Below are 26,052 nucleotides of genomic sequence, written 5' to 3'. Positions count from 1 at the left end.
TGGTTAATTCAATTAATAGTTAATTGACATAACTAATTTCGCGGTTTAATTTCGATCCATCTTCAAGCCAGAACAAGAGAGCATCGCCATGAGCAATTACGAAGGTCGCTGGACAACGGTCAAGGTCGAAATCGAAGACGGCATCGCCTGGGTCATTCTCAACCGCCCGGAAAAACGCAACGCCATGAGCCCGACCCTGAACCGGGAAATGATCGACGTGCTGGAAACCCTGGAGCAGGACCCGGCCGCCGGCGTGCTGGTACTGACTGGCGCCGGCGAGGCCTGGACCGCCGGCATGGACCTCAAGGAATACTTCCGCGAAGTGGATGCCGGCCCGGAGATCCTCCAGGAAAAAATCCGCCGTGAAGCTTCCCAGTGGCAGTGGAAGCTGCTGCGCATGTACGCCAAGCCGACCATCGCCATGGTCAACGGCTGGTGCTTCGGTGGCGGCTTCAGCCCGCTGGTGGCGTGCGACCTGGCGATCTGCGCCGATGAAGCGACCTTCGGCCTCTCGGAAATCAACTGGGGCATTCCGCCGGGCAACCTGGTGAGCAAGGCCATGGCCGACACCGTGGGCCATCGCCAGTCGCTGTACTACATCATGACCGGCAAGACCTTTGGCGGGCAGAAAGCCGCCGAAATGGGCCTGGTCAACGACAGCGTGCCCCTGGCCCAATTGCGTGAAGTCACCGTCGAACTGGCGCGCAACCTGCTGGAGAAAAACCCAGTGGTGCTGCGTGCCGCCAAGCATGGCTTCAAGCGCTGCCGCGAACTGACCTGGGAGCAGAACGAAGACTACCTGTACGCCAAGCTCGACCAGTCGCGCCTGCTGGACACCGAAGGCGGTCGCGAGCAGGGCATGAAGCAGTTCCTCGACGACAAGAGCATCAAGCCCGGCCTGCAGGCGTATAAACGCTGAACCTTGCAGGCAAACAGCGGGAACATCCCGCTGTTTGTCGCACCCTTGCTACACCGCTGTGCTGCATTCCCGACAAAGACAACAAGAGGAATCACCATGCTGGACGTGCCCCTGCTGATCGGTGGCCAGTCGCGCCCCGCCGGCGACGGTCGAACCTTCGAGCGCCGCAACCCGGTGACCGGCGCTGTGGTGTCGCGCGTGGCCGCCGCGACCCTGGACGATGCCGATGCCGCCGTGGCGGCGGCCCAGGCCGCATTCCCCGCCTGGGCGGCCCTGGCCCCCAACGAACGGCGCAGTCGCCTGCTCAAGGCCGCAGAGCAATTGCAGGCGCGCAGCGCTGAATTCATTGCCGCCGCCGGCGAGACCGGGGCCATGGCCAACTGGTACGGCTTCAACGTGCGGCTGGCGGCCAACATGCTGCGTGAAGCAGCGTCGATGACCACCCAGATCACTGGTGAAGTCATCCCTTCGGATGTCCCGGGCAGTTTCGCCATGGCCCTGCGCCAACCCTGCGGTGTGGTGCTGGGCATCGCCCCGTGGAATGCCCCGGTGATTCTTGCCACCCGTGCCATCGCCATGCCCCTGGCCTGCGGCAACACGGTTGTGCTCAAGGCCTCCGAGTTGAGCCCGGCGGTGCACCGTCTGATCGGCCAGGTGCTGCAGGATGCAGGCCTGGGCGATGGTGTGGTCAACGTCATCAGCAATGCCCCGGCCGATGCCGCCGCGATTGTCGAACGCCTGATCGCCAACCCGGCGGTGCGCCGGGTCAACTTCACCGGTTCGACCCATGTCGGGCGCATTGTCGGCGAGCTCTCGGCGCGCCACCTCAAGCCGGCACTGCTGGAGCTGGGCGGCAAGGCGCCGCTGTTGGTGCTGGACGACGCTGACCTGGACGCCGCCGTCGAGGCTGCCGCCTTCGGTGCCTACTTCAACCAGGGGCAGATCTGCATGTCCACCGAGCGCTTGATCGTCGATGCCAAGGTTGCCGATGCCTTTGTCGCCCAGCTGGCGGCCAAGGTCGAGACCTTGCGTGCCGGCGACCCGGAGGCCGAAGACTCGGTGCTCGGCTCCCTGGTGGATGCCAGCGCCGGCACACGGATCAAGGCGCTGATCGACGATGCCCTGGAGCGCGGCGCGCGGCGGGTGGTGGGCGGGCAATTGGACGGCAGCATCCTGCAGCCGACCCTGCTCGATGGCGTCACCGAATCCATGCGCCTGTATCGCGAGGAATCCTTCGGCCCCGTGGCGGTGGTACTGCGCGGCAGCGGCGATGAAGAGCTGTTGCGCTTGGCCAACGACTCCGAGTTCGGCCTGTCGGCGGCGATTTTCAGTCGCGACACCGGGCGCGCCCTGGCTTTGGCGCAACGGGTCGAGTCGGGTATCTGCCACATCAACGGCCCCACCGTGCACGACGAGGCGCAGATGCCGTTTGGCGGCGTCAAGTCCAGCGGCTACGGCAGTTTTGGCGCCAAGGCCTCGATCGAGCACTTCACTCAATTGCGCTGGGTCACCTTGCAGAACGGCCCACGGCACTACCCGATCTGATCCGTCGCCACGGGCACGGTGCCTTCGAGCCCGCCGCCCGTGTGCAGGCCAGGCATAACAATAACAAGGCCGCAGCCACCGGCTGCCATGCTTGCCCGCTGTCGCCCTGGGTGCGCGGCGCAGGCGTGCCTTGATGGAGGACATGTACGTGAGTTGCCAATTCAGAGCCTCATCCCCAGCCGTGGCCGAGCCGCCGCGTTACCGCCAGGTGTCTATTGGCCGGCCGGCAGTGGCCGTCAGTGAAGAGCAGGGCGTGCTGCACATGCGCTCGCTGGAGCCGCTGGCGCCCTTGCCAGACCGGTTGCTCGATCGCCTGCTGCACTGGGCCCGGGTACGCCCCGAACAGACCTTCATTGCCGCCCGCGAGCCCAGCGGCGACTGGCGCCGGGTCAGCTATGGGCAGATGCTCGACAGCGTGCGGGCCATCGCCCAGGGCCTGCTACGTTATGGGCTATCGGCCGACAAGCCGCTGGCGCTGCTCTCGGGCAATGACATCGAACACCTGCAACTGGCCCTGGGGGCGATGTACGCCGGGATTCCCTATTGCCCGGTATCGCCGGCCTATTCGCTGCTGTCCCAGGACTTTGCCAAGCTGCGCCACGTCTGCGACCTGTTGCAACCGGGGCTGGTGTTTGTCAGCGATGCCAGCCCCTACCAGCGGGCCATCGACGCGGTGCTGCCGCCCGAGACGCCGCTGATCACCGTGCGTGGCCAGGTGCCAGGGCGGCGCCAGGCGAGCTTCGCCAGCCTGCTGGCAGAGCCCGCGGGCGCCGAGGCCGATGAAGCCTTTGCCGCCACTGGTCCGGACAGCATCGCCAAGTTTCTCTTCACCTCCGGCTCGACCAAGTTGCCCAAGGCGGTGATCACCACCCAGCGCATGCTCTGCGCCAACCAGCAGATGCTGTTGCAGACCTTCCCGGTGTTCGGTGAAGAGCCGCCGGTGCTGGTGGACTGGCTGCCCTGGAACCACACCTTCGGTGGCAGCCATAACGTCGGCATCGTGCTCTACAACGGCGGCAGTTTTTACCTTGATGACGGCAAGCCCACGGCCCAGGGCTTCGCCGAAACCCTGCGCAACCTCAAGGAGATCTCGCCCACCGCCTACCTGACCGTGCCCAAGGGCTGGGAGGAACTGGTCAATGCCCTGGAGCAGGATGCCGAGTTGCGCGAGTGTTTTTTCAAACGCATCAGCCTGTTCTTCTTCGCCGCCGCCGGGCTTTCGCAAAGTGTCTGGGACCGCCTGGACCGGGTCGCCGAGCAGCATTGTGGCGAGCGCATTCGCATGATGGCCGGGCTCGGCATGACCGAGGCTGCGCCGTCCTGCACCTTCACCACCGGGCCGCTGTCGATGGCCGGTTACATCGGCCTGCCGGCACCGGGTTGCGAAGTGCGCCTGGTGCCGGTGGACGGCAAGCTCGAAGGGCGTTTTCGCGGGCCGCACATCATGCCCGGCTACTGGCGCGCGGCGCAGCAGACCGCCGAGGTGTTCGATGCCCAGGGCTTCTACTGCTCGGGGGATGCGCTCAAGCTCGCTGACCCCCATGACCCGCAACTGGGGCTGATGTTCGACGGGCGCATCGCCGAGGATTTCAAGTTGTCGTCCGGGGTGTTTGTCAGCGTTGGCCCGCTGCGTAATCGCGCGGTGCTCGAAGGCGCGCCCTACGTCCAGGACCTGGTGGTGGCCGCCCCCGACCGCGAATGCCTGGGTGCCCTGGTGTTCCCGCGCCTGTATGAATGCCGGCGGCTGGCGGGGCTGGCCGCCGAGGCCAGCGACGCCCAGGTACTGGCCAGCGCGCCGGTGCGCCAATGGTTCGGCGACTGGTTGCAGCGCCTGAACCGCGACGCCAGCGGCAACGCCAGCCGCCTGGAGTGGATCGCCTTGCAGGTGGAGCCGGCGTCCATCGACCGCGGGGAAATTACCGACAAGGGCTCGATCAACCAGCGCGCGGTGTTGCAGTGGCGCGCCGAGCAGGTCGAGGCCCTGTATCGCGGTCTGGAACCGTCGATCCTGCGCGCCGGGCCTCAGCCATGACCGGCGCCGGGCAGTACACCGGGTTTGCCGATGTGGCGATCCTTGAAGCGTTGCGTACGCCCTGGGTCGATCTTGGCGGGGACCTGGCCGGGATCTCGCCGATCGACCTGGGGATCAAGGTCGGGCGCGAGGTCCTGGCCCGGGCCGGCATCGATCCGCAGGCGGTGGACAGCGTGCTGGCCGGTTCCATGGCCCAGGCGAGTTTCGACGCCTACCTGCTGCCCCGGCACATCGGCCTGTACAGCGGCGTCGGGCAAACGGTGCCGGCCCTGGGGGTGCAGCGCATCTGCGCCACCGGTTTCGAGCTGCTGCGCCAGGCGGCCGAGCAGGTGCGGGGCGAGGTGCACCTGGCGTTGTGCGTGGCCAGTGAGTCGATGTCGCGCAACCCGATTGCCGCCTATACCCATCGCGGTGGCTTCCGCCTGGGTGCGGCGGTGCAGTTCAAGGACTTTTTATGGGAGGCGCTGTACGACCCGGCGCCGGGGCTGGACATGATTGCCACCGCCGACAACCTGGCGCGACGTTACGGCCTGGCCCGCGAAGCCGTGGATGACTACGCCTGTGCCAGCCATCAGCGAGCCCTGGCCGCCCGGCAAGCGGGCTGGTTCGCGCCGGAAATCGTCGCCGTGAGCCAGCAGACCTTCGAACTTGACGGCTATCGACCGCGCGGCATTTGCCTGCCGCGCGGGGTCGAGACAGTCAGCCAGGACAGCCATCCCCGCCCCAGTGAGCTGTCTGCCCTGGCGCGATTGCGGACGATCCACGAAGGCGGGGTGCAGACCGCCGGCAACAGCTGCGCGGTGGTCGATGGCGCCGCGGCGGCGCTGGTCGGACGGGCGTCGGCGTGCAGGGACAGGCCCCTGGCGCTGTTGCGAGCCAGTGCGGTGGTCGGGGTGGCGCCGGAGTTCATGGGCATCGGTCCGGCCCCGGCGATCCGTCTGCTCCTGCAGCGCAGCGGCCTGAGCCTGGCGCAGATTGGCCGCCTTGAAATCAACGAGGCCCAGGCGGCCCAGGTGTTGGCCGTAGCCCGGGAGCTGGAACTGGACAGTGATCGCCTGAATGTCCAGGGCGGCTCCCTGGCCCTGGGCCATCCCCTGGCCGCCACCGGCCTGCGCCTGGTGCTGACCCTGGCCCGGCAACTGCGCGAGCACAACCTGCGCTACGGCATCGCCGCGGCCTGTGTGGGCGGCGGCCAGGGCATGGCGCTGCTGATCGAAAACCCGGCGTGGCGCGCCTGAGCCCGATCGGCCCGCCGTCCCTGGCGGGTCACTGTTTTCCTACTCGATGAGGTGTCCCCATGTGGAGCTACCAGGCGCCGCTGCGCGATATGCAATTTGTCCTTGAACACTGGCTGGAGGCGCCCGAAGCGTGGCGCCAGAGCCCGGCGTTCGAGGCGTTGGACCTGCCCCTGGCGCTGCAGGTGCTGGAGCAGGCGGCGCGTTTCAGCCAGGGCGTGCTGGCCCCGCTGAACGCTAGCGGCGATCGCCAGGGCTGCCAGTGGGCGGACGGGCAGGTCAGCACCCCAGAGGGTTTTGCCGAGGCCTATCGGGCCTATGTCGAGGGCGGCTGGCCGGCCCTGGCCTGCGCCGAAGCCTTGGGTGGCCAGGGCCTGCCACAACTGTTGGACGCAGCGCTGCAAGAGATGCTCTACGCCAGCAACCACGCCTGGGCCATGTACACCGGCATCGCCCACGGCGCCTACCTGTGCCTCAAGACCCACGGCGCGCCCTGGCTCCAGGAGCGCTACTTGCCCGCGATCATCAGCGGCCAGAGCCTGCCCACCATGTGCCTGACCGAGCCCCAGGCCGGCAGTGATGTCGGCCTGCTGCGCTGTCGCGCCGAGCCTGCGGCCGATGGCAGTTATCGCCTGAGCGGCAGCAAGCTGTTCATTTCCGGTGGCGAGCACGACCTCAGCGAGAACATCCTGCACCTGGTGCTGGCCCGGTTGCCGGACGCACCCGAGGGCAGCCGGGGGGTCTCGTTGTTCCTGGTGCCCAAGCGCCTGGAGCAGGGCCAGGGCAACGGCGTGCGCTGCGACGGCATCGAACACAAGATGGGGATCAAGGGCAGCGCCACCTGTTCGCTGCTGTTCGAGGCAGCCCAGGGCTGGTTGGTGGGCGAGGCTAACCGCGGCCTGGCGGCAATGTTCGTGATGATGAATTCGGCGCGCCTGCACGTTGGCCTGCAGGGCCTGGGGCATGTCGAAGCGGCCTGGCAGAACGCCCGCGACTACGCCGGCGAGCGCCAGCAAATGCGTGCGCCACGGCGGCCCGACGGAGCCGCTCCCCAGGCCGCCGACCCGATTCGCTATCACCCGGCCATGCGCCGCGTGCTGCTGGAATTGCGCGCCATCAGCGAGGGCCTGCGCGCCATCGGCTACTGGGCTGCGCACCTGCTGGACCAGGCCGAGCATCATCCCGAACCCTCGACCCGGCAGCAGGCCGAACAGCTGGCGCACCTGCTGACGCCGATCATCAAGGCCTACTTCACCGAGCAGGGCTTTCGCCAGGCCAGTAACGCCTTGCAAGTTTTCGGCGGCTACGGCTACACCGCTGAGTTCGCCATCGAGCAGACCCTGCGCGACAGCCGTATTGCCATGATCTATGAAGGGAGCAACGAGATTCAGGCCAACGACTTGCTGGTGCGCAAGGTGCTGGGGGATGGGGGGCAGGGGTTCGCGCTGTTGCTCCAGCAATTGCGCGACGAAGCCGGGCGGGGCGCCGAGGTGCCTGAGTGCGTGGGGTTTGCACGTCGGTTGGTGGATGTCTGCGCGGCCTTGCAGGTGTTGGTGGGGGAGGTAAAACAGTGGGCGCAGGAGGACGCCGAATACCCGTTTCGCGCGGCCGGGGATTTTCTGCCGTTGTGTGGCCTGAGCCTGCTGGCGCTGGCCTGGGCCCGGGCGGCGCGGGTCTCGCGCAGTTTGCCCGAAGGCGATCCGCAGCGTGGGGCGAAGCTTGAGACGGCGAAATTCTTTTTCAGCTACCTGTGGCCCCAGGTCGAACAGCGGATGACCGCCGTGCGCAGCGCGCGGGCAGCCTTGGCCTTTGTCTGATGCGATGCGGGCTATTGGATCCAATTGGCGAGGGCGAACCAAGCCTTGTGGCAAGGGGGCTCGTTCCCGCTGGGTGGCGCAGCTGCCCCAATGGCGGCCACCCAGTTCCCGCTCGGAGATCACGGCTTCAGGTTTTGCGACTGCTACGCGGTCGAACGGGAGCAAACGCCCTCGCCACGTGCTTGGTTGGCAGTACGCTTCGTGGGGGAGCGCATCGCTGGGTTGAACGCCGCTGGCCGATAATCGCCCGATAATCCAGGCGCCTTGTCCGGCACCTAAGCTTTTGATCCCTATGGGAAATGCCCCCGGTCATGGTTGGCCAGGAACCTTTTGACCAGCCTTTTCAACTCACCTGTCTCTTGCTAGTGGATCCATTAAGCGCTTTATTGGCGACCTGGCGATGGCAGGACCCCTCCTGACCGTGCGCAATAAAAACAACAAAAAAGGGTTTCGTCATGAATGGCCTCTCAATGCCGCGCAGCAGCCTGGCCTGCGCGCGCTACCTGTCTGTGTGCAAACATTTGTCGCTCATTTCGCTACGGCCCGCAGCCGAACGGCAGGTGAGCCCATGAACGGTGATCTGAAACAACGGGTCGATCAAGGCCCGATGGGCTCCTTCCAGTGCCTGGCGATCGGTATCTGCATCGTCCTCAACATGATCGACGGCTTCGATGTGCTGGTGATGGCTTTCACCGCCGCTTCGGTGTCCGCCGAGTGGCAACTCAACGGGGCGCAGATCGGTCTGCTGCTCAGTGCCGGTCTGTTCGGCATGGCCGCCGGTTCGCTGTTTATCGCGCCCTGGGCCGACCGCTTCGGGCGCCGGCCGCTGATCCTGTTCTGCCTGCTGCTGTCGGGTGTCGGCATGCTGCTTTCGGCCGGCAGCCAGAGCCCTTTGCAACTGGCGCTGTTGCGCGGCCTGACCGGCCTGGGCATCGGCGGCATCCTGGCCAGCAGCAACGTGATCGCCGCCGAGTATTCCAGCCGCCGCTGGCGCGGCCTGGCGGTCAGCCTGCAATCCACCGGCTATGCCCTGGGCGCGACCCTGGGCGGGCTGCTGGCGGTGTGGCTGCTGACCCATTGGGGCTGGCGCTCGGTGTTCCTGTTCGGCGGCATCGTCACCTTGCTGGTGATCCCCCTGGTGCGGCTCTGGCTCCCCGAATCCCTGGACTTTCTCCTGGCCCGGCGGCCGGCCGATGCCCTGGCGCGCATCAATCGCCTGGCCGGGCGCCTGGGCCATCCGCAACTGCTGCAAATGCCCGCGGCGGCGGTACGCGAGCAGGGCGCCGGCAGCGGTTTTGGCCAACTGTTCGCCGGGCCGATGCGGCGCACCACGCTGCTGATCTGGCTGCTGTTTTTCCTGGTGATGTTCGGTTTCTACTTCGTCATGAGCTGGACCCCGAAACTGCTGGTGGCCGCCGGGCTCTCGGCTCAGCAGGGGATCACTGGCGGGGTGCTGCTGAGTGTCGGCGGGATCTTCGGTGCGGCACTGATCGGCGGCTTGTCCTCACGCTGGCCGCTGACCCGGGTGCTGTCGCTGTTCATGCTGGTGACCGCCGGGCTGCTGGTGCTGTTCGTTGGCTCGGCCTCCTCGATTGCCGCGGCCCTGGGCCTGGGGCTGCTGATCGGGCTGTTCGCCAATGGCTGCGTGGCCGGGCTCTACGCCCTGTCACCGGTGGTCTACGACGCTTCGGTACGGGCCACCGGGGTCGGCTGGGGGATCGGCATCGGGCGCATGGGCGCGATTGTCTCGCCCACGGTGGCCGGGGTGTTGCTGGATGCCGGCTGGCAGCCGCTGCACCTGTACGCAGTGTTTGCCGTGGTCTTCGTGCTGGCGGCCGCTTGCCTGTTGCTGCTGCGTCCGGTATCGGCGCAACCGCAGCCGGCCCTGGCCTAGCCCGGTAGCCAGGGTGACGTCGCGCTGCACGGCGGCGGGCGTCACCTCAAGACTGGCCGTCGATGATCGCTGCGGCCACGGCCTGGCGGAACCAGCTCAGGGCGGGGGAGCTGTCGCTGTTGGGATGCCAGTGCAGCGAGACTTCGAACTCCCCCACGGGGAACGGCAGTTCCAGTTGCCGCAGGCCACCTTCGAGGGTGAACAGGCGGGCGATCTGCGCTGGCAGCACGGTCAGCAGGTCGGTGCCGGGCAGCACTTTGGGCAGCACCGAGAAGTGCGGCACGTGCAGGCTGATGCGGCGCCGGGCGCCCATCTGCTTGAGCACGTCCTCGACGCTGCCGTGGCCGGTGGTGCGGGTCACGGCGATGTGCCGCTCGGCGAGGAACTGCTCCAGGCTCAGCTGGGTGCCGATGCGCGGATGACGGTCGCTGAGCAGGCACACGTAGCGCTCGCGGATCAGCACCTGGCTGCGGGTGCCGGTCAAGGGTTTGCGGCAGATCAGCGCGTCGACCTTGGCGCTGCTGAGCCACTCGCCGGCCTGGTCCACCTGCAGCGGCAGGACTTCGACTTCGGCCTCGGGGGCCTGCTGGTTCAGGCGCGCCAGGATCAGCGGCAGGAAGCCCATTTCGCCAAGGTCGGAGAGGGCGATGCGAAAGCGCCGTTCGGTGGTCGCCGGGTCGAAGCGCCGGGTGCTGTGCACGGTGTTCTCGATCCGCGTCAGGGATTCGCGAAAGGCCGGGTACAGCTCATCGGCCAACTGGCTGGGCTGGATGCCGTCCCGGGTGCGGCTGAACAGGCCGTCGTCGAACAGCTCGCGCAGCCGCGCCAGGCCGTAGCTGACCGAGGGCTGGGTGACGAACAGGCGCTCGGCGGCCAGGGTCACGCTGCGGGCTTCGTAGAGGGTGACGAAGGTGCGGATCAGGTTCAGATCGATGTGGCTCATGCTGCCTCATGGATATAGACGGGTCTTATTTTTAATAGAGATAGTATCGATTTGATCAATTTCGTGGCGGCTGCAAGAGTAACTCAAATTCTAAAAAGCAGCGGCAAAGGTCCATATGAAAACCGTCCATAGCGCCTCCTACGACATCCTGCGGCAACAAGGCCTGACCACCGTGTTCGGCAACCCGGGTTCCAACGAGCTGCCCTTTCTCAAGGGCTTCCCCGAAGACTTCCGCTACATCCTCGGCCTGCATGAAGGCGCGGTGGTGGGCATGGCCGACGGCTTCGCCCTGGCCAGCGGCCAGCCGGCCTTCGTCAACCTGCACGCCGCGGCCGGCACCGGCAATGGCATGGGCGCCCTGACCAATGCCTGGTACTCCCACAGCCCGCTGGTGATCACCGCCGGCCAGCAGGTGCGCTCGATGATCGGCGTCGAGGCGATGCTGGCCAACGTCGATGCACCGCAGCTGCCCAAGCCCCTGGTCAAGTGGAGCGCCGAGCCGGCCTGCGCCGAGGACGTGCCGCGGGCCCTGAGCCAGGCGATCCACATGGCCAACCAGGCGCCCAAGGGCCCGGTGTACCTGTCCATTCCCTACGACGACTGGGCCCGCCCGGCGCCGGCCGGGGTCGAGCATCTGGCCCGGCGCCAGGTGGCCACTGCCGGGCTGCCCTCGGCGGCGCAATTGCGTTCGCTGGTGCAGCGCCTGGCGGCAGCGCGCAACCCGGTGCTGGTGCTGGGGCCGGATGTGGATGGCAGCCAGAGCAACCACCTGGCCGTGCAACTGGCGGAGAAACTGCGTATGCCGGCCTGGGTCGCGCCGTCCGCTTCGCGCTGCCCGTTTCCCACCCGTCACCCGAGCTTTCGCGGGGTGCTGCCGGCAGCCATTGCCGGCATCAGCCGCTGCCTGGCGGACCATGACCTGATCCTGGTGGTGGGGGCCCCGGTATTCCGCTATCACCAGTTCGCCCCGGGGGACTACCTGCCCGCGGGCACCGAGCTGCTGCACATCACCTGCGACCCCAGCGAAGCGGCGCGTGCGCCCATGGGCGATGCGCTGGTGGGGGACATCGCCGAGACCCTGCAGGCCCTGGTCTGGGCGCTGCCGGATTGCGACCGGCCGCAGCCCCGGGCCTTGCCGCCGGCTGCTCCGGTCGAGGAGCTGGGCGGCCTGCTGCGCCCGGAAACCGTGTTCGACGTGATCGATGAGCTGGCGCCCAAGGATGCGATCTACGTCAAGGAGTCCACCTCCACCGTAGGCGCCTTCTGGCAGCGGGTGGAAATGCGCGAACCCGGCAGCTACTACTTCCCGGCCGCCGGTGGCCTGGGCTTCGGCCTGCCAGCGGCGGTGGGGGTGCAACTGGCCCGGCCGGAGCGGCGGGTGATCGGGGTCATTGGCGACGGCTCGGCCAACTACGGTATCACCGCGCTGTGGACGGCCGCCCAGTACCAGATCCCGGTGGTGTTCATCATCCTCAAGAACGGCACCTATGGCGCCCTGCGCTGGTTCGCCGGTGTGCTGCAGGTCAGCGACGCCCCGGGCCTGGACGTGCCCGGCCTGGACTTCTGCGCCATCGGCCGCGGCTATGGCGTGCACTCGGTGCAGGCCAACACCCGCGAGGCGTTCGCCCAGGCCCTGAGTGAGGCCCTGGCGGGCGACCGCCCGGTACTGATCGAGGTGCCGACCCTGACCATCGAACCCTGAGGGCTGCCTTGTCGCCGGGCGCGAGCCCGGCCTTGCCAACCGCAACCTGCGGACTCACCAGAAGAATAAAAAGAGGTGGTTATGAACACGACTTCGGTCACTGCTGTGATAGATGACGCGCCCCAGCCGGCGCGTTCCGGTTCCACCCACGCCGACATCGGCACCTTGCTCGACCATGGCCCCTTCACCGGCATGCAGAAGCTGGTGGTGTTGCTGGCGGCGCTGTCTATCGTCATGGACGGCTTCGACGGCCAACTGATCGGCTTTGCCATTCCGCTGATGATCAAGGAGTGGGGCATCACCCGCGAGGCGTTCGCTCCGGCGGTGGCGGCCGGGCTGATCGGCATGGGCATCGGCAGTGCCTGTGCCGGTCTGTTTGCCGACCGGTTCGGCCGGCGCATGGCGATCATTGCCAGTGTCTTCGTGTTCGGTGCGGCCACTTGCGCCATTGGCCTGGCGCCCAATGCGCTGGCGGTGGCGGCCCTGCGTTTTATCGCCGGGCTGGGCATCGGTGGCGCGCTGCCCAGCGCTACCACGGTGACGGCCGAGTTCACCCCGGCGCGGCGGCGTACCCTGGCGGTGACGGCCACCATTGTCTGCGTGCCCCTGGGCGGGATGCTGGCGGGGTTGTTCGCCTCCCATGTGTTGCCGCTGTACGGCTGGCGCACCCTGTTTTTCATCGGCGGCAGCCTGCCCATCGTCCTGGGCTTTGCCTTGCTGGCGACGCTGCCGGAGTCGCCGCGCTTTCTGGCGCGCCGGCCCCAGCGCTGGAACGAGCTGGGCACCTTGCTCGGGCGCATGGGCCGGCCGATGGCGGCGGGGGTGGTCTACACCGATGCCCTGGAGCAGAAGAGCGAGAAGCAGGGTGGTTTCCGCGCCTTGTTCGCCCTGGGCTACGGGCGTGACACCCTGGCCCTCTGGGTCGCGTTCTTCATGTGCCTGACCGCGGTCTACAGCGCCTTCAGCTGGCTGCCCACCATGCTGCTGTCCGAAGGCCTGGAGCTGTCGGTGGCCGGTTCCGGGCTGACCGCCTACAACCTGGGCGGGGTGATCGGGGCACTGGTGTGCGCGGTGGCCATCACTCGCTGGGGTTCGTTCTGGCCGCTGCTGATCTGCTGCGCCGGCGGCGCGGCCAGCGCCTTCCTGTTGCAGGTGGTGGACATCCACCAGGACACCGGGCTGCTGATCTTCGGCTTCGGCGTGCACGGCCTGTTCGTCAACGCCGTGCAGTCCACCATGTTTGCCCTGTGCGCCTTTATCTACCCCACCAGTGTGCGCGCCACCGGCACCGCATCGGCCCTGGCCTTTGGGCGCCTGGGGGCGATCCTCAGTGCCTTCGCCGGAGCCCTGGTGATTACCCAGGGCGGCGCCAACGGCTACCTCACGCTGCTGGGGTCGGTGATGGTCATGGCGCTGCTGGCGCTGCTGATCGTGGGCCGGCACATTCCCCGGCGCCTGCCGGGCCAGTCATGAACGCGGCCCGGTGCGTGAACCGGCCACTCAAACAGGAGGTTCGATGAACATCACCATTCTTGGCGCGGGCGCCATGGGTTCGCTGTTTGGCGGCCTGCTGGCGCAAAGCGGCCAGCAGGTAACCCTGCTGGACATCAACGACGGGCACCTTGCGGCGATCCGCAGCGACGGCCTGCTGCTGGCCACCGACAGCGGCGAGCGGCGCATTACCGGCCTGCACGCCTGCCGTCCGGAGCAGGCCACGGGGCACCCCGACCTGTTGCTGGTCTTCACCAAGACCTTGCACACCGACAGTGCCTTGCGCAGTGTCGCCGGGCATATCGCCGGCCACACCCTCGTACTGACCCTGCAGAACGGCCTGGGCAATGCCGAGGCGCTGTCCCGGCATGTGGCCCCGCAGCAGGTGCTGATCGGCATGACCAACTGGCCCGCCGACATGGTCGGGCCGGGGCAGGTGCATTCCCACGGCCAGGGCATGGTGCGGGTGCTGGCCCCAGGCAGCCGCGAGCGCAACGCCAGCCAGGAGGTGGCGGCGGTGCTGGACGCTGCCGGGCTGAACTGTGCGGTGGACCCGCAGGTCTGGACCTCTATCTGGGAGAAGGTGGCCTTCAACGCCGCCTTGAACAGCCTGTGCGCCGCCACCGGCTGCACCGTGGGCCAGCTGGACGCAGCGCCGGAGGGCGTGGCCCTGGCCCGGTCCATTGTGCTGGAGGTGGTGGCGGTGGCCAGGTCCCAGGGAATAGAACTGGATGCCCAGGGCTGCCTGGACAGTGTGGCGTTCGCCATTGCCCATCACCGCACCCACAAGCCTTCGATGTTGCAGGACGTGCTGGCAGGGCGGCCCACGGAGATCGGCTCCATCAATGGCCAGGTGCTGGAACGGGCGCGGCAGGCGGGGGTGCCTGTGCCCCACACCGAAACCCTGCTGGGCCTGCTGCGCCTGATCGAAAAACGCGCCGCCTCGTAGGAGCCGGCTTGCCGGCGAAGAGGGCCTTGGGGCTTGTGTGGCGCTGGCGGGCGCCTTCGCTGGCAAGCCAGCTCCTGCATACGCCGGCTTTTGTGTGACACATCGGTTTATGAATGCTGTTCCATGAGGAGATTTTCCATGAGTGATTCCAACGCGGTCTATCGCGATCTGCACCTGCAACCCATCGCCGGACAGTGGCGCGCCGGCGCCTCCGGCAAGACCCTGGTGGTGAGCAATCCATTCGACGGTGCACAGCTGCTGGAACTGGCCCAGGCCAACCGCAGCGACCTGGACGCGGCCTACGCCAAGGCCGCCCAGGTGCAGCCGCAATGGGCGGCCCTGGGCCCGTCCCAGCGCGCGGCGGTGCTGCACCAGGCGGTGGCGATCTTCGACCGGCGCCAGGAGGAAATTGTCGACTGGATCATTCGCGAATCCGGCAGCACGCGGATCAAGGCCCTGGCCGAGTGGGGCGCGGCGCGGGCCATCACCCTGGAGGCGGCGTCCTTCCCGGCGCGGGTCCACGGGCGGATTGTCGAATCCGATGTGCCGGGCAAGGAAAGCCGGGTGTACCGCAGCGCCCTGGGGGTGGTCGGAGTGATCAGCCCGTGGAACTTCCCGCTGCACCTGACCCAGCGCTCCATCGCCCCGGCCCTGGCCCTGGGCAACGCGGTGGTGGTCAAGCCGGCCAGCGATACGCCGGTGTGCGGCGGCCTGCTGCTGGCCAGGATCTTCGAGGAAGCGGGCCTGCCCGCCGGGGTGTTCAGCGTGGTGGTGGGGGCCGGTAGCGAGATCGGCGATGCCTTTGTCGAGCACCCGGTGCCGGCGCTGATCACCTTCACCGGCTCGACCCCGGTGGGGCGCGGCATCGGCCGCATCGCCAGTGGCGGCGAGCACCTCAAGCACGTGGCGCTTGAATTGGGGGGCAACAGCCCGTTCGTGGTACTGGACGATGCCGACCTGGAACAGGCGGTGAACGCCGCGGTGTTCGGCAAGTTCCTGCACCAGGGGCAGATCTGCATGGCGATCAACCGCATCATCGTCGACGAGCGCCTCTATGACGCCTTCGCCCAGCGCTTCGTGGCCCGGGTCAAGCAGCTCAAGGTGGGTGATCCGCAATCGCTGGACACAGTGATCGGCCCGGTGATCAACGCCCGCCAGTTGCAGGGCCTGCAGGACAAGATCGCCCTGGCCCGCGAGCAGGGCGCCGAGCCACTGTACGAGGGCGGGCAGAACGGCAACCTGCTGGCGCCCCATGTGTACGGCGAAGTGCGTGCCGACATGGACCTGGCGCGCAATGAAATCTTCGGCCCGCTGGTGGGGCTGCTGCGCGCCCGGGACGAAGCCCATGCCCTGGAGCTGGCCAACGACAGCGAATTCGGCCTGGCCAGCGCGGTGTTCACCGGCAACCTGGAGCGCGGGGTGAACTTCGCCCGGCAGGTGCGCGCCGGTATGACCCACATCAACGATGTGCCGGTGAACGACGAGGCCAACGCGCCCTTCGGTGGCGAGAAGAACTCAGGCCTTGGGCGCTTCAACGGCGACTGGGCGATCGATGAATTCACCCGGGACCACTGGATCAGCCTGCAGCACCGGCCGCGTCAGTATCCCTTCTGACCCGGCACCTTTGAATAACGCCCGGCCGCCCTGGCCGGGCTTTTGAGCATCCGTGAGCGCGCGGGCCCTTGTCGGCCTGTCGGGCACGGCTGCGCCTATGAAAAGCGGAGAACAATAATAATGAACACCCGTCATCCGATGCAGTGCCGTTCCCTGGTGGGGGCTTGCTTGTCCGTGGGCCTGTGCGTGCCCGCCTGGGCCGCCGACGACAGCGGTTTTTTCGAAGGGAGCAAGACCGACCTGCTGCTGCGCAACTACTACTTCAACCGGGATTTTCGTGACCATGACGCGCCCAAGGGCCAGGTCGAGGAGTGGGCCCAGGGCTTTATCCTCAAGTTCAGCTCCGGCTACACCCCGGGCACCGTGGGCTTTGGCCTGGACGCCATCGGCCTGTTCGGCCTCAAGCTCGACAGCAGTCGCGAGACTAGCGGTTCGGAGTTGCTGCCGGTGCACGACGACGGGCGCGCCGTGGACAATTTCGGTCGCGCCGGAGCGGCCCTCAAGGCGCGGATTTCCGCCACCGAGTTCAAGGTCGGCGAGCTACTGCCGGACATTCCACTGCTGCGTTATGACGACGGCCGCTTGCTGCCGCAAACCTTCCGCGGGGCCATGCTGGTCTCCCGAGAGATCAGCGGCCTGGGGCTGCAGGCCGGGCAGTACCGTGCCGTCAGCCTGCGCAACTCCTCGGACATGCAGGATCTTTCGGCCTGGGCCGCGCCCGGGGTCAAGTCCGACGGCTTCAACTACGCCGGTGCCGAATACCGCTTCAACCAGCAGCGCACCTTGCTCGGGGTCTGGCATTCGCAGCTGGAAGACATTTACCGCCAGAGCTACTTCAACCTGCTGCACAAGCAACCGCTGGGGGACTGGACCCTGGGGGCGAACCTGGGCTACTTCATCGACCGCGACGATGGCAGCGCGCGTATCGGCCGGGTCGACAGCCACACCGCCTATGGCCTGTTCTCCGCCTCCCGGGCCGGGCACACGCTGTACCTGGGGTTGCAGAAAGTCAGCGGCGACAGCCCCTGGATGTCGGTCTACGGCAGCAGCGGCCGGACCCTGGGCAACGACATGTTCAACGGCAACTTCAGCAACGCCGGCGAGCGTTCGTGGCAGGTGCGTTATGACTATGACTTCGCCGCCTCGGGGATTCCCGGGCTGCTGGCCATGGTGCGCTACGGTCGTGGCGACAGCGCCACCACCAAGGTTGGCAATGACGGCCATGAGTGGGAGCGCGATACCGAGATCGGCTACACCCTGCAGAGCGGCACCTTGAAGAACCTCAGCCTGCGGCTGAACAACGCCACCAACCGACGCAGCTTCAACAGCGACTTCGACCAGACCCGGCTGATTGTCAGCTACCCGCTGTCGCTCTGAAAACCCTGTAGCCGCTGCCGAAGGCTGCGAGCGGTTTGGGCGGCATTCCGACGCAGCAGACGCAGCGATTCCACGGGAGCTGGAGGTCCGGCGGCAGATCGCCAGGCAAGGTCCTGCGGACCTTTGCGCAGCCTCGCCGAGGCTCGGCAGCGGCTACAAGGTAGCCGCTGTTTCGTGCTGCTTCGTATGGCAACGGCAATCTCGGGGTGCGTGTTGCGGGGGGGCTTGCGTTACTATGGCCGCCCACGTTTTCAGGAAGCTGCCCGGATGAGCAAACCCGGTCAAACGGTGCTGGTCGCGCTGCGCAAGATGATCGCCTCGGGCGAGTTGGCGGCAGGCGAGCGCTTGATGGAAGTGCCCACCGCCGAGCTGTTCGGGGTGTCACGCATGCCGGTGCGCATGGCCTTTCGCACCCTGGAGCAGGAAGGCCTGCTGGTGCGGTTCGGCGGTCGCGGGTTTCAGGTGCGTTCGGTAAGCGCCGAAGACATCGCCGGGGCGGTGGAGGTGCGCGGGGTGCTGGAAGGCCTGGCGGCGCGCCAGACCGCCGAGCGCGGGCTGTCGGCCGAGGGCCGGGCGATTCTCGAACGCTGCCTGGTCGAGGGCGATGCGCTGTTCGACAAGGGCTATGTCAACGAAGAGGACCTGGAGCTCTATCACGACCTCAACATGCGTTTTCACCAGGTGATCGTGGCGGGCAGCGGCAACCCGGCGATCGCCGATGCCCTGGCGCGCAACGACCACCTGCCGTTCGCCTCGGTCACCGCCCTGGCAGTAGACCGCCAGGACATGGCCCGGGAATACCGGCGCTTCAACTATGCCCACATGCAGCATCACTCGATATTCGATGCCCTGGTCAATGGCCAGGGTGCGCGGGCCGAGGCCCTGATGCGCGAGCATGCCAACGCCACTTTGCGCTATGCCGAGATCTTCGGCTCGGCCGTGGCCGACGAGCGCATGAGGCTGATCCTGCGCCCGCAGTGAGGCTCTACAGATCCAGCACCAGCAGCGGGCTCCTGGCCCGGGAACAGCAGGGCGTGAACTGATCGTTGCGCGCCTGCTCGTCCTCGGTGAGGAACAGGTCGCGGTGCTCCGGTACCCCTTCCAGCACCCGGGTCAGGCAGGTGCCGCAGATCCCTTGCTCGCAGGAAATCGGCACTTCGATGCCCTGGTCCTGCAGCACCTGGACCACGCTGCGATCGGCCGGTACCTGGAACACCTGGCCGCTGCTGGCCAGCTTCACCGCAAAGCTGGCGTCGGCGCTGTGGTCGATGGGCGCAGCGCTGAAATATTCGCGGTGCAGGCATTGCTCCTTCCAGCCCTGGGCCCGGGCGTTGTCCAGCACGTGTTGCATGAAGCCACCGGGGCCGCAGACATACAGGTGCACGTCGTCCCGGGGCCCGGCCAGGGCCTGGGCGATATCCAGGGCGGTGTCCGGTTGTTCGTCGAAATGCAGGCTCACCCGCTCGGCAAAGGGCGAGGCCTGCAAGCGCTGGACGAAGGCCGCACGCTGGGCGGAACGAGCGCAGTAGTGCAGCTGGAAATCCGCGCCGCTGTGGGCCAGCTGTTCGGCCATGCTGAGGAGCGGGGTAATACCGATGCCCCCGGCGAACAGCAGGCTGCGCCGTGCTGCGTGCTTCAGGGCAAAGAGGTTGCGTGGCTCGCTGATGCGCAGGCGCGTGCCTACCTCCAGTTGCTGGTGCAGGCTGCTGGAGCCACCGCGGGAGGCAGGGTCCTTGAGCACGCCGATCAGGTAGCGGTGGCGCTCTGCGGGGTGGTTGCACAGGGAGTATTGGCGCACCAGGCCGTTGGCCAGATGCACGTCGATATGGGCGCCGGCGCTGAAGGCGGGCAGGGGGCTTGCGTCGGCCGCGGCCAGTTCGAAGCTGCAGATGTCCAGGGCTTCATCGTGGCGCGCGGCCACCAGTACGTCGATCATCATCGGTCCTCGCCGGTGGCCGCATCCGGGCCGCCAGCCTGTCGGGTTCGGGGGGTTAACGGCTTGTGGCGATCAAGGGTTCCCGGGGCTCGCGCTCCTGGGCGATCAGCCGCTCCAGGACCCGGCGCGACTGCACGCCGCCGGCGTCGATATTGAGCTTGAGCAGGTTGCGCTGGGGCTGGGCGAGAAGGTTCTGCTGCTGGCGCTCAAGCATCTCCAGGTCCTCGCTGAAGATCTTGCCCTGGCCTTCGCGGATGCTCTCGGTGAGCGCCGGGTCCTGGGGGTTGAAGTTGCGCGCCATGCCCCAGAAGTACCAGATCGAGGTGTCGCTTTCGGGGGTGATGAAATCCACCACGATGCTCGACGCCTTGTACTGCGCAGGGGCGTCGTAGCCACCGTGGCCGGCATGGGCCACGCCGACTTCGATCAGCACATGGCTGGGCGGGCTGAAGCGGCAGATCTGCCAGCGGTCCACCGGCACGTCGTCGGCCAGTTGGTTGCCGCGCAGGGCCATGCGCCAGAAGGGCGGCGGCATGACCTTGTGCATGTGCCGGGCGGTGACCACCTGATCGCCGTCTACCGTGGTCTGCGGTGGCGCCTCGTCGATTTCCTTCTGGCCGATGCTGGAGGCATGCACGTAGGTTTCGTGGGTCAGGTCCATCAGGTTGTCGATCATCAGCCGGTAGTCGCACTGGATGTGGAACAACCCGCCGCCATAGGCCCATTGATCGTTGTCGGCCCATTCCAGGTGATGGATCAGCGCCGGGTCGGCCAGGGCCTGGTCGCCGGGCCAGACCCAGATGAAACCGTAGCGCTCCACCGCGGCGAAGGTCTTGTTGCAGGGGAAGCCGCGCACCCGCTGGCCGGGCATTTCCACGGTCTTGCCGTCGCAGCCCATCACCAGGCCGTGATAGCCGCATACCAGGTTGCCGTTCTCGACATAGCCCAGGGACAGCGGCGCGCCGCGATGGGGGCAGAAATCCTCGACGGCGGTTACCCGACCTTCATGGGCGCGGTAGAACACCATGTGTTCGCCGCAGATCTGCCGGCCCAGGGGCTTGCCCTGCAATTCATCGGGGGTGCAGGCAACGTACCAGGCATTCTTGGGGTACATGACGTCTCTCCAGGCGTTTGTTGTTTTTATTTAATGGATCCATTAAATGGTTGGTGCTCTGGGGGTGTCAAACAAATATGCTGATTTAGTGTTCGATAATCGGTTGCTATAGGGGTTTTGGATCCAGTGAAGGGGATTTATGGATCCATTGTTCGCGCGTCAAGGCGCGGCGCGCCGAAGGGCCGGTGGGCAGTTGCGGGGCGAGGCTGGGGGGCGGGCCGCAGCGCCAGGGGGGATCTGGCGGCTGCGGTGTCGGGGACGAAGTGGGGGTTGCAGAATCAGCGCCGTTGCAGGCTGTCCTGCAGGCGCTGGATGCCGTCTTCCAGCAAGGCCCGCGGGCAGCCGAAATTCAGGCGCACGAACTGCCCGCAGTCGTCTCCGAATTCCAGGCCGGCGCTGAGGCCGACCTTGGCTTGCTCGAGGAAGAAGGCGTGGGGGTCGTCGAGGCCCAGGGCGCTGCAGTCGAGCCAGGCCAGGTAGGTGCCCTGGGGCGCGTGCATGCGGATGCCGGGCAGGCGGGTCTGCACCGCGTGCAGCAGGTAGTCGCGGTTGGCCTGCAGGTAGCCCAGCAGGGCCTGGAGCCAGGGGCCGCCGTGGGTCAGGGCGGCCAGGGTGGCTTCCAGGCCCAGGGGGCTGACGCTGTCTACCATGCCGGCGCGGGCATTGTTGAAGGCCAGGCGGGTGGCAGGGTCCTGGATGATGGCGAAGCAGGTCTTCATCCCGGCGATGTTGTAGGCCTTGCTGGCCGACATCAGGGTGATGGTACGCCGGGCGATTTCCGGGCTCAGGGAGGCGGTGGGGATGTGCCGGCGGCCGTCGAAGCACAACTCGGCATGGATCTCGTCGGAAATGATCAACGCGCCCTGGTCCAGGCAGGCAGTGGCCACCGCCAGCAGTTCGTCCCGGGGGAAGACCTTGCCCAGGGGGTTGTGCGGGTTGCTCAGGAGCATCGCGCCGGCGCCTTGCAAGGCCTGGCGCAGGGCATCCATGGGGGTGTCGTAGGTGCCGTCGACGGTGAGCTGGAACGGCACTTCGACCTTGTCCAGGCCCCAGTTGCCCGGGGCCAGGCGCAGGGGGCGATAGTTGGGGGTTTGCAGCACCACCTTCTGCTGCGGCTGGACGAAGGCGTGCAGGGCCATGTTGAACCCGGGCTCGACCCCGGGGAGGAAAATCAGCTCGTCGGGCCTGACGCGCCAGGCGTATTTGTCCCACAGGTCGGCGACCACCGCCTCGCGCAATTCGTCCCGGGCCACGCTATAGCCCAGCAGCGGGTGCTCCAGGCGCTGGCGCAGGGCCTGGAGGATGCCATCGGCCACGGCGAAATCCATGTCCGCCACCCACATCGGCAGGACATCCTCGGGGTAGCGGCTCCATTTGGTGCTGCCGGTGCCATGACGGGGGTGCAGGGTATCGAAATCGAAGCTCATGAACGGATCTCGTCGGGTCGCGGGGGAGAAAGGAACTGATTCTAGCCTCACCTGGCGCTGAACCGGCCGGCCCGATTGCGGCTTTTTTACCCCGGCTGTCCTCTAGGCAGCTTTTCCCTTGCCTGTGCCTCACAAAAACCTCGTTTCGCAACGCCCCGGGTTATGGAAACAATGAACCCCTGCATCCGCCTGCCCGACTGCCACGGGCGCTCCTGCGATGCACTGCCGATCGATTTGTTCTTCCTACAAAAACAACAGGGAGCAAGCGATGAACTGCCATTCGCGCATGACCACGGCCGGTTGCTCCGGTCGGGTCGCCACTACACCAAACGATCAGGGCCGCAGAGCCCGCAACGGTGATGATCCGGCTACGCGGCCTGCGCCGCGCGAGCCCTTGCGCCGCTGACCAAGACTCGTAGTGCCTGGTGCTGTACCGCCCGTTGCATACGGTCGCTTCCAGGCTCTTGTTGTGCGGGTTCGTGCGGGCGAGCCGGCTTTCTTGAGGATGGGTTTCATGTCCAACACCTTGCGTTGCGGCGTTGCGTTGTCGTGGGTCTTGCTGTGCACCGGGGCTTACGCCCAGCCGCAGAACCTCACGGTCATTTCCTTTGGCGGAGCCACCAAACAGGCTCAGGAGCAGGCCTACTTCCAGCCCTTCAACCAGAGCGGGGCGGCCCGGGTAGTGGCCGGCGAATACAATGGCGAGCTGTCGAAGATCAAGGCCATGGTCGATGTCGGCAAGACCAGCTGGGATGTGGTCGAAGTGGAGAGCCCGGAGCTGCTGCGTGGCTGTGACGAGGGCCTGTTCGAACCCCTGGACCTGGCCCGTTTCGGGGACCCGGCGCAGTACGTGCCCGGCACGTTGACCGAATGCGGGGTCGCCACTTATGTGTGGTCGATGGTCATGGCCTTTGCCCCGCAGAAGCTGGCGAAGGCGCCGCAGTCCTGGGCGGATTTCTGGAACCTCAAGGACTTCCCCGGCAAGCGCGGCTTGCGCAAGAGCGCCAAGTACACCCTGGAAATTGCCTTGCTGGCCGACGGTGTGGCGCCTGCCCAGTTGTATCAGGTGCTCAACACCCCCGAGGGCGTGACCCGGGCCTTTGCCAAGCTCGACCAGATCAAGCCCTACATCCAGTGGTGGGAAGCCGGGGCTCAGCCGCCGCAGTGGCTGGTGGCCGGTGACGTGGTGATGAGCGCAGCCTACAACGGGCGCATTGCCATGGCCCAGAAGGAGGGCATGCAGCTGAGTATCCTCTGGCCCCAGAGCCTGTACGACCCGGAGTACTGGGCGGTGGTCAAGGGCTCGCCGAACAAGGCCCTGGCCGAAGCCTTCATTCTGTTCGCCAGCCAGCCCCAGGCGCAGAAAGTGTTCTCTGAAAACATCCCCTACGGGCCGGTGCATCGTCAGGCGCTGCCGTTGCTGCCTGAGGCGGTGCAGCGGCAACTGCCGACCTTCGAGGCCAATTTGAAGGGCGCCAGGGCAGTGGACGCGGGGTTCTGGGTCGATCATGGCGAGGAGCTGGAGCAGCGTTTCAACGCCTGGGCCGCTCGCTGATGGAAAGGCCGTAGGAGCGAGCTTGCTCGCGAAGATCGTCAACGAAAACGCCGCGTTCACTCAGTGACCGCGGCGTTTTTGAGTGCATCGCGAGCACGCTCGCTCCTACAGGGGGCTTTGGCTGGTGGGTGCGGGCTGGGTCAGCCAGTCGATGAATAGCGCGAACAGCTCGGCCTGGGAGTTGATGGTTAGCTTGGTGTAGAGGTTCTTGCGGTGCATGCGCACGGTTTCCGGGGAAATCTCCAGCACCTTGGCCGTGGATTTTACCGAGTGCCCCCGCAGGATCAGGTGGGCAATTTCGCGCTCGCGAACCGTCAGCAGTGGCTGGCCAAAGCTCATGAACGCCGCTTCGATCTGCTGGTTGAAGTTGGCCGGTGCCGGGGCGGGCAGCGCGTCCTGACTGGCCTGGCGCAACAGCGGTTGCAGGCCGCTACCGCCGAAACGGCGGATCAGCTCGCGCACCAGCGGTTCCACCGCCCGCAGCAGCGCCAGGGGTTCGCTGGCGAAGCGCTCACCGCTCAGGCCCTGGAACATGCACAGGGAAATCTTGCTCTGGGGATCGAGGTCGACGATGTAGTAACTGTCTTCCGCGCCCCCGGTCTTGAGGTAGTAGGTCTTGTAGTACTCGCTGCTGAAGAAGTCGTCCGGGGCGATTTCCGACAGGTGATAGAAACCTTCGGCCAGGCCGTTTTCCACCGCCAGGCAGAACGGATCCAGCAGATAACCGCGGGAAAAGTAGCGGTTGATGATTTCGTCGCGGTAGGCGCCGACTATGCCCCGTTCATGCAGCAATTGCGGTGGCAGGCCCTTGCGTTCCAGGCTGATCATCATCGATTCGATGGGCGTCAGGGCGTTCAGCGCCGTCGCCAGGTGCTGCAGGAAAGTGCCATCGTCCACGCTGCCGAAGGCCTGGGCCAGGCAGGCGTGCCAGGCCTGCAGGGCAGGGAGGCTGAGGGGGGCGGTAGAAGTGTTTGCTGGTGCGCTCATGCCCGGCAGTCTAACGGTCGGGCGCAGGCCCGGTAAGACCCCGGGCCGATATTCGCGCTGCCAGCGGCTAGGGGTCATTGGCCCAGGTACTGGCCGTTCTGGCGCAGTTCGGCGGCGGCTTCGAGGACGCAGTCGCGCAAGGTGGCGACTATTTCGTCGATCTGCTGGCGAGTGATGATCAAGGGGGGCGACATCACATTGAGATGGCCGATGGGGCGCACCAACAAGCCTTTGGCCTGGGCCCGCAGATGGATGCGCTCGGCGATGTTCAGCCCGTCGGGCAGCAGCGCCTTGGTGCGCTTGTCGGCGACGAATTCGACGCAGGCCATCAGCCGCTTGCAGCGCACGCTGCCCACCAGGGGCAGTTTGGCCAGGGTCTGCAGGCGCTGCTCCATATAGAGGCCGACCTCTTCGACGTGGGCCAGCAGGTTTTCCCGCTCGATGATCTCGATGTTCTTCAACGCCGCGACGCAACTCACCGGGTGCCCGCTGTAGGTGAAACCGTGGGTGAAGCAGCGACCCTTGCCCGGCTCGCCGATGACCTGCCAGATGCGCTCGGAGAAAATGCACGCGCCCAGGGGCAGGTAGCCCGAGGTCAGGCCCTTGGCAGTGGTGATGATGTCCGGCTGCATGCCGAACACTTCCTCGGAGGCGAAGAAAGCACCTAGTCGGCCGAAGGAGGTCACCACTTCGTCGGCGACATACAGCAGGTCGTAGCGCTGGCAGATTTCCCACATCCGCCGGTGATAACCCTCGGGCGGAATGATTACCCCACCGGAGCCCATGATGGGTTCGGCGAAGAACGCCGCCACCTTGTCCGGGCCCAGGGTGAGGATCTTGTCTTCGAATTCCGCTACCAGGAACTCGAGGAAGTCCGCTTCACTCATGCCGGCCGGCGCCCGGTAGTAGTTGGGGCAGGAGATGTGGTGAAACAGGTCGCTCATGAAGTCGAATTCAGGCGCGCGGTCAGCGGCCTTGTTACCGATGGACATGGTCAGGAAGGTGGAGCCGTGGTACGCGTTGTGCCGCGAGATCACGTGCTTCTTCTCATGCTTGCCGCGACTGTTCTGATAGAACTGCACCAGGCGGTAGGCGGTGTCCACCGCGGTGGAGCCGCCGGTGGTCAGGAACACGTGGTTCAGGTCCCCTGGGGCCAGGCTTGCCAGCTTTTGGCAAAGCTCGATGGCGCTGACATTGGCCATGTCGCAGAACGGGTTGGAGTAGGCCAGTTGCCGCACCTGGTCGGCGATGGCCTCGGCCATTTCCTCGCGGCCCAGGCCGATGTTGGTGCACCACATGCCGCCTACGGCATCCAGGTAGCGGGTGCCGGCGGTGTCATAGATGTAGGCGCCGTCGCCGGCAGCGATATTCAACGACCCCTGCTCGCGGTGTTCGTCGAACATATGGAAGCCGTGCATGTAGTGCGCCTTGTCGGCGGCCACCAGTTTCGAATCGTCGAACTGCTGGAAGAAGGCGTTGGGTTGGATAGCCATGGGCTTCACCTCGGGTAGCAAT

The 26,052-nt window shown here is 66.5% G+C and carries 19 protein-coding genes; 13 read left to right on the top strand and 6 right to left on the bottom strand.

Annotation, left to right across the window (positions count from 1 at the left end; translation table 11 throughout):
• Positions 1 to 88 precede the first annotated feature (88 nt).
• From AC1RGE_RS07720 to AC1RGE_RS07695, 6 genes are all read left to right on the top strand, one after another.
• Positions 89 to 919, top strand: a complete 831-nt coding sequence (locus tag AC1RGE_RS07720) for a p-hydroxycinnamoyl CoA hydratase/lyase (RefSeq protein ID WP_492583829.1) — start codon at positions 89 to 91, stop codon at positions 917 to 919.
• A 96-nt stretch (positions 920 to 1,015) separates the two neighbouring features.
• Positions 1,016 to 2,464 carry an aldehyde dehydrogenase gene (locus tag AC1RGE_RS07715; protein ID WP_492583827.1) on the top strand — a complete coding sequence of 483 codons (1,449 nt, stop codon included), beginning with the start codon at positions 1,016 to 1,018 and terminating at the stop codon, positions 2,462 to 2,464.
• 148 nt (positions 2,465 to 2,612) lie between these two features.
• On the top strand, positions 2,613 to 4,496 hold the full coding sequence (locus AC1RGE_RS07710) for a feruloyl-CoA synthase (protein ID WP_492583825.1): 1,884 nt from the start codon (positions 2,613 to 2,615) through the stop codon (positions 4,494 to 4,496).
• Positions 4,493 to 5,734 (top strand): thiolase family protein, encoded by a 1,242-nt coding sequence (locus AC1RGE_RS07705; RefSeq protein WP_492583823.1) that lies wholly within the window; start codon positions 4,493 to 4,495, stop codon positions 5,732 to 5,734. Before AC1RGE_RS07710 ends, AC1RGE_RS07705 begins: the two co-directional genes overlap by 4 nt.
• Before the next feature lie 59 nt (positions 5,735 to 5,793).
• Positions 5,794 to 7,548: an acyl-CoA dehydrogenase family protein gene (locus AC1RGE_RS07700; RefSeq protein WP_492583821.1), complete on the top strand. Its 1,755-nt coding sequence runs from the start codon at positions 5,794 to 5,796 to the stop codon at positions 7,546 to 7,548.
• A gap of 568 nt (positions 7,549 to 8,116) precedes the next feature.
• Positions 8,117 to 9,442: an MFS transporter gene (locus AC1RGE_RS07695; protein ID WP_492583819.1), complete on the top strand. Its 1,326-nt coding sequence runs from the start codon at positions 8,117 to 8,119 to the stop codon at positions 9,440 to 9,442.
• Between the two features lie 46 nt (positions 9,443 to 9,488).
• Here the strand turns inward: AC1RGE_RS07695 and AC1RGE_RS07690 are convergent, their stop codons facing one another.
• The gene (locus tag AC1RGE_RS07690; protein ID WP_492583817.1) at positions 9,489 to 10,385 is read right to left on the bottom strand and encodes a LysR family transcriptional regulator; all 897 of its coding nucleotides are present in this window, start codon (positions 10,383 to 10,385) and stop codon (positions 9,489 to 9,491) included.
• Between the two features lie 115 nt (positions 10,386 to 10,500).
• Between AC1RGE_RS07690 and mdlC the strand changes: the two genes are divergently transcribed.
• The 6 genes from mdlC (at position 10,501) to AC1RGE_RS07660 (ending at position 18,499) form a co-directional block, all read left to right on the top strand.
• Entirely contained in the window at positions 10,501 to 12,087 is a 1,587-nt protein-coding gene (mdlC, locus tag AC1RGE_RS07685; protein WP_492583815.1) for a benzoylformate decarboxylase, read from the top strand.
• A gap of 81 nt (positions 12,088 to 12,168) precedes the next feature.
• Positions 12,169 to 13,560 (top strand): MFS transporter, encoded by a 1,392-nt coding sequence (locus AC1RGE_RS07680; protein ID WP_015635941.1) that lies wholly within the window; start codon positions 12,169 to 12,171, stop codon positions 13,558 to 13,560.
• A gap of 43 nt (positions 13,561 to 13,603) precedes the next feature.
• A complete protein-coding gene (locus AC1RGE_RS07675; RefSeq protein ID WP_041118691.1) occupies positions 13,604 to 14,527 on the top strand; it encodes a ketopantoate reductase family protein in 924 nt (307 codons plus the stop codon).
• A gap of 138 nt (positions 14,528 to 14,665) precedes the next feature.
• Positions 14,666 to 16,141 carry an aldehyde dehydrogenase family protein gene (locus tag AC1RGE_RS07670; protein WP_011061755.1) on the top strand — a complete coding sequence of 492 codons (1,476 nt, stop codon included), beginning with the start codon at positions 14,666 to 14,668 and terminating at the stop codon, positions 16,139 to 16,141.
• 138 nt (positions 16,142 to 16,279) lie between these two features.
• Positions 16,280 to 17,518 carry an OprD family porin gene (locus AC1RGE_RS07665; protein ID WP_492584256.1) on the top strand — a complete coding sequence of 413 codons (1,239 nt, stop codon included), beginning with the start codon at positions 16,280 to 16,282 and terminating at the stop codon, positions 17,516 to 17,518.
• A 267-nt stretch (positions 17,519 to 17,785) separates the two neighbouring features.
• A complete protein-coding gene (locus AC1RGE_RS07660) occupies positions 17,786 to 18,499 on the top strand; it encodes a GntR family transcriptional regulator (protein WP_011061753.1) in 714 nt (237 codons plus the stop codon).
• Positions 18,500 to 18,503: 4 nt separating this feature from the next.
• Here AC1RGE_RS07660 and AC1RGE_RS07655 read toward each other — a convergent pair whose 3' ends face one another.
• The 3 genes from AC1RGE_RS07655 to AC1RGE_RS07645 all read right to left on the bottom strand — a co-directional run bounded on the left by AC1RGE_RS07655 (position 18,504) and on the right by AC1RGE_RS07645 (position 21,995).
• On the bottom strand, positions 18,504 to 19,454 hold the full coding sequence (locus AC1RGE_RS07655) for a PDR/VanB family oxidoreductase (protein WP_401260226.1): 951 nt from the start codon (positions 19,452 to 19,454) through the stop codon (positions 18,504 to 18,506).
• Between the two features lie 55 nt (positions 19,455 to 19,509).
• Complete coding sequence (locus AC1RGE_RS07650) at positions 19,510 to 20,568, bottom strand: Rieske 2Fe-2S domain-containing protein (protein ID WP_401260224.1); 1,059 nt, start codon at positions 20,566 to 20,568, stop codon at positions 19,510 to 19,512.
• A 278-nt stretch (positions 20,569 to 20,846) separates the two neighbouring features.
• Positions 20,847 to 21,995 carry a MalY/PatB family protein gene (locus tag AC1RGE_RS07645; RefSeq protein WP_011061750.1) on the bottom strand — a complete coding sequence of 383 codons (1,149 nt, stop codon included), beginning with the start codon at positions 21,993 to 21,995 and terminating at the stop codon, positions 20,847 to 20,849.
• Positions 21,996 to 22,509: 514 nt separating this feature from the next.
• Here AC1RGE_RS07645 and AC1RGE_RS07640 point away from each other — a divergent pair.
• Positions 22,510 to 23,550, top strand: coding sequence for an ABC transporter substrate-binding protein (locus AC1RGE_RS07640; protein WP_011061749.1), 1,041 nt, complete (start codon positions 22,510 to 22,512; stop codon positions 23,548 to 23,550).
• Positions 23,551 to 23,655: 105 nt separating this feature from the next.
• Here the strand turns inward: AC1RGE_RS07640 and AC1RGE_RS07635 are convergent, their stop codons facing one another.
• Positions 23,656 to 24,537, bottom strand: coding sequence for a helix-turn-helix transcriptional regulator (locus AC1RGE_RS07635; RefSeq protein ID WP_011061748.1), 882 nt, complete (start codon positions 24,535 to 24,537; stop codon positions 23,656 to 23,658).
• 74 nt (positions 24,538 to 24,611) lie between these two features.
• Positions 24,612 to 26,030, bottom strand: coding sequence for an aminotransferase (locus AC1RGE_RS07630; RefSeq protein ID WP_492583813.1), 1,419 nt, complete (start codon positions 26,028 to 26,030; stop codon positions 24,612 to 24,614).
• Positions 26,031 to 26,052 lie beyond the last annotated feature (22 nt).

The organism is Pseudomonas sp. GW823-FHT02C05 (genome assembly GCF_058797595.1).
The sequence above is the reverse complement of the archived record's forward strand: the minus strand, read 5'-3'. Positions and strand labels throughout refer to the sequence as shown.

What these genes read in the sequence shown, in the direction of transcription:
- AC1RGE_RS07720 (WP_492583829.1), top strand. Translation starts at nt 89, where the DNA reads ATGAGCAATTACGAAGGTCGCTGGACAACGGTCAAGGTCGAAATCGAA.
- AC1RGE_RS07715 (WP_492583827.1), top strand. Translation starts at nt 1,016, where the DNA reads ATGCTGGACGTGCCCCTGCTGATCGGTGGCCAGTCGCGCCCCGCCGGC.
- AC1RGE_RS07705 (WP_492583823.1), top strand. Translation starts at nt 4,493, where the DNA reads ATGACCGGCGCCGGGCAGTACACCGGGTTTGCCGATGTGGCGATCCTT.
- AC1RGE_RS07700 (WP_492583821.1), top strand. Translation starts at nt 5,794, where the DNA reads ATGTGGAGCTACCAGGCGCCGCTGCGCGATATGCAATTTGTCCTTGAA.
- AC1RGE_RS07695 (WP_492583819.1), top strand. Translation starts at nt 8,117, where the DNA reads ATGAACGGTGATCTGAAACAACGGGTCGATCAAGGCCCGATGGGCTCC.
- AC1RGE_RS07690 (WP_492583817.1), bottom strand. Translation starts at nt 10,385, where the DNA reads ATGAGCCACATCGATCTGAACCTGATCCGCACCTTCGTCACCCTCTAC.
- mdlC (WP_492583815.1), top strand. Translation starts at nt 10,501, where the DNA reads ATGAAAACCGTCCATAGCGCCTCCTACGACATCCTGCGGCAACAAGGC.
- AC1RGE_RS07680 (WP_015635941.1), top strand. Translation starts at nt 12,169, where the DNA reads ATGAACACGACTTCGGTCACTGCTGTGATAGATGACGCGCCCCAGCCG.
- AC1RGE_RS07675 (WP_041118691.1), top strand. Translation starts at nt 13,604, where the DNA reads ATGAACATCACCATTCTTGGCGCGGGCGCCATGGGTTCGCTGTTTGGC.
- AC1RGE_RS07670 (WP_011061755.1), top strand. Translation starts at nt 14,666, where the DNA reads ATGAGTGATTCCAACGCGGTCTATCGCGATCTGCACCTGCAACCCATC.
- AC1RGE_RS07665 (WP_492584256.1), top strand. Translation starts at nt 16,280, where the DNA reads ATGCAGTGCCGTTCCCTGGTGGGGGCTTGCTTGTCCGTGGGCCTGTGC.
- AC1RGE_RS07660 (WP_011061753.1), top strand. Translation starts at nt 17,786, where the DNA reads ATGAGCAAACCCGGTCAAACGGTGCTGGTCGCGCTGCGCAAGATGATC.
- AC1RGE_RS07655 (WP_401260226.1), bottom strand. Translation starts at nt 19,454, where the DNA reads ATGATCGACGTACTGGTGGCCGCGCGCCACGATGAAGCCCTGGACATC.
- AC1RGE_RS07650 (WP_401260224.1), bottom strand. Translation starts at nt 20,568, where the DNA reads ATGTACCCCAAGAATGCCTGGTACGTTGCCTGCACCCCCGATGAATTG.
- AC1RGE_RS07645 (WP_011061750.1), bottom strand. Translation starts at nt 21,995, where the DNA reads ATGAGCTTCGATTTCGATACCCTGCACCCCCGTCATGGCACCGGCAGC.
- AC1RGE_RS07640 (WP_011061749.1), top strand. Translation starts at nt 22,510, where the DNA reads ATGTCCAACACCTTGCGTTGCGGCGTTGCGTTGTCGTGGGTCTTGCTG.
- AC1RGE_RS07635 (WP_011061748.1), bottom strand. Translation starts at nt 24,537, where the DNA reads ATGAGCGCACCAGCAAACACTTCTACCGCCCCCCTCAGCCTCCCTGCC.
- AC1RGE_RS07630 (WP_492583813.1), bottom strand. Translation starts at nt 26,030, where the DNA reads ATGGCTATCCAACCCAACGCCTTCTTCCAGCAGTTCGACGATTCGAAA.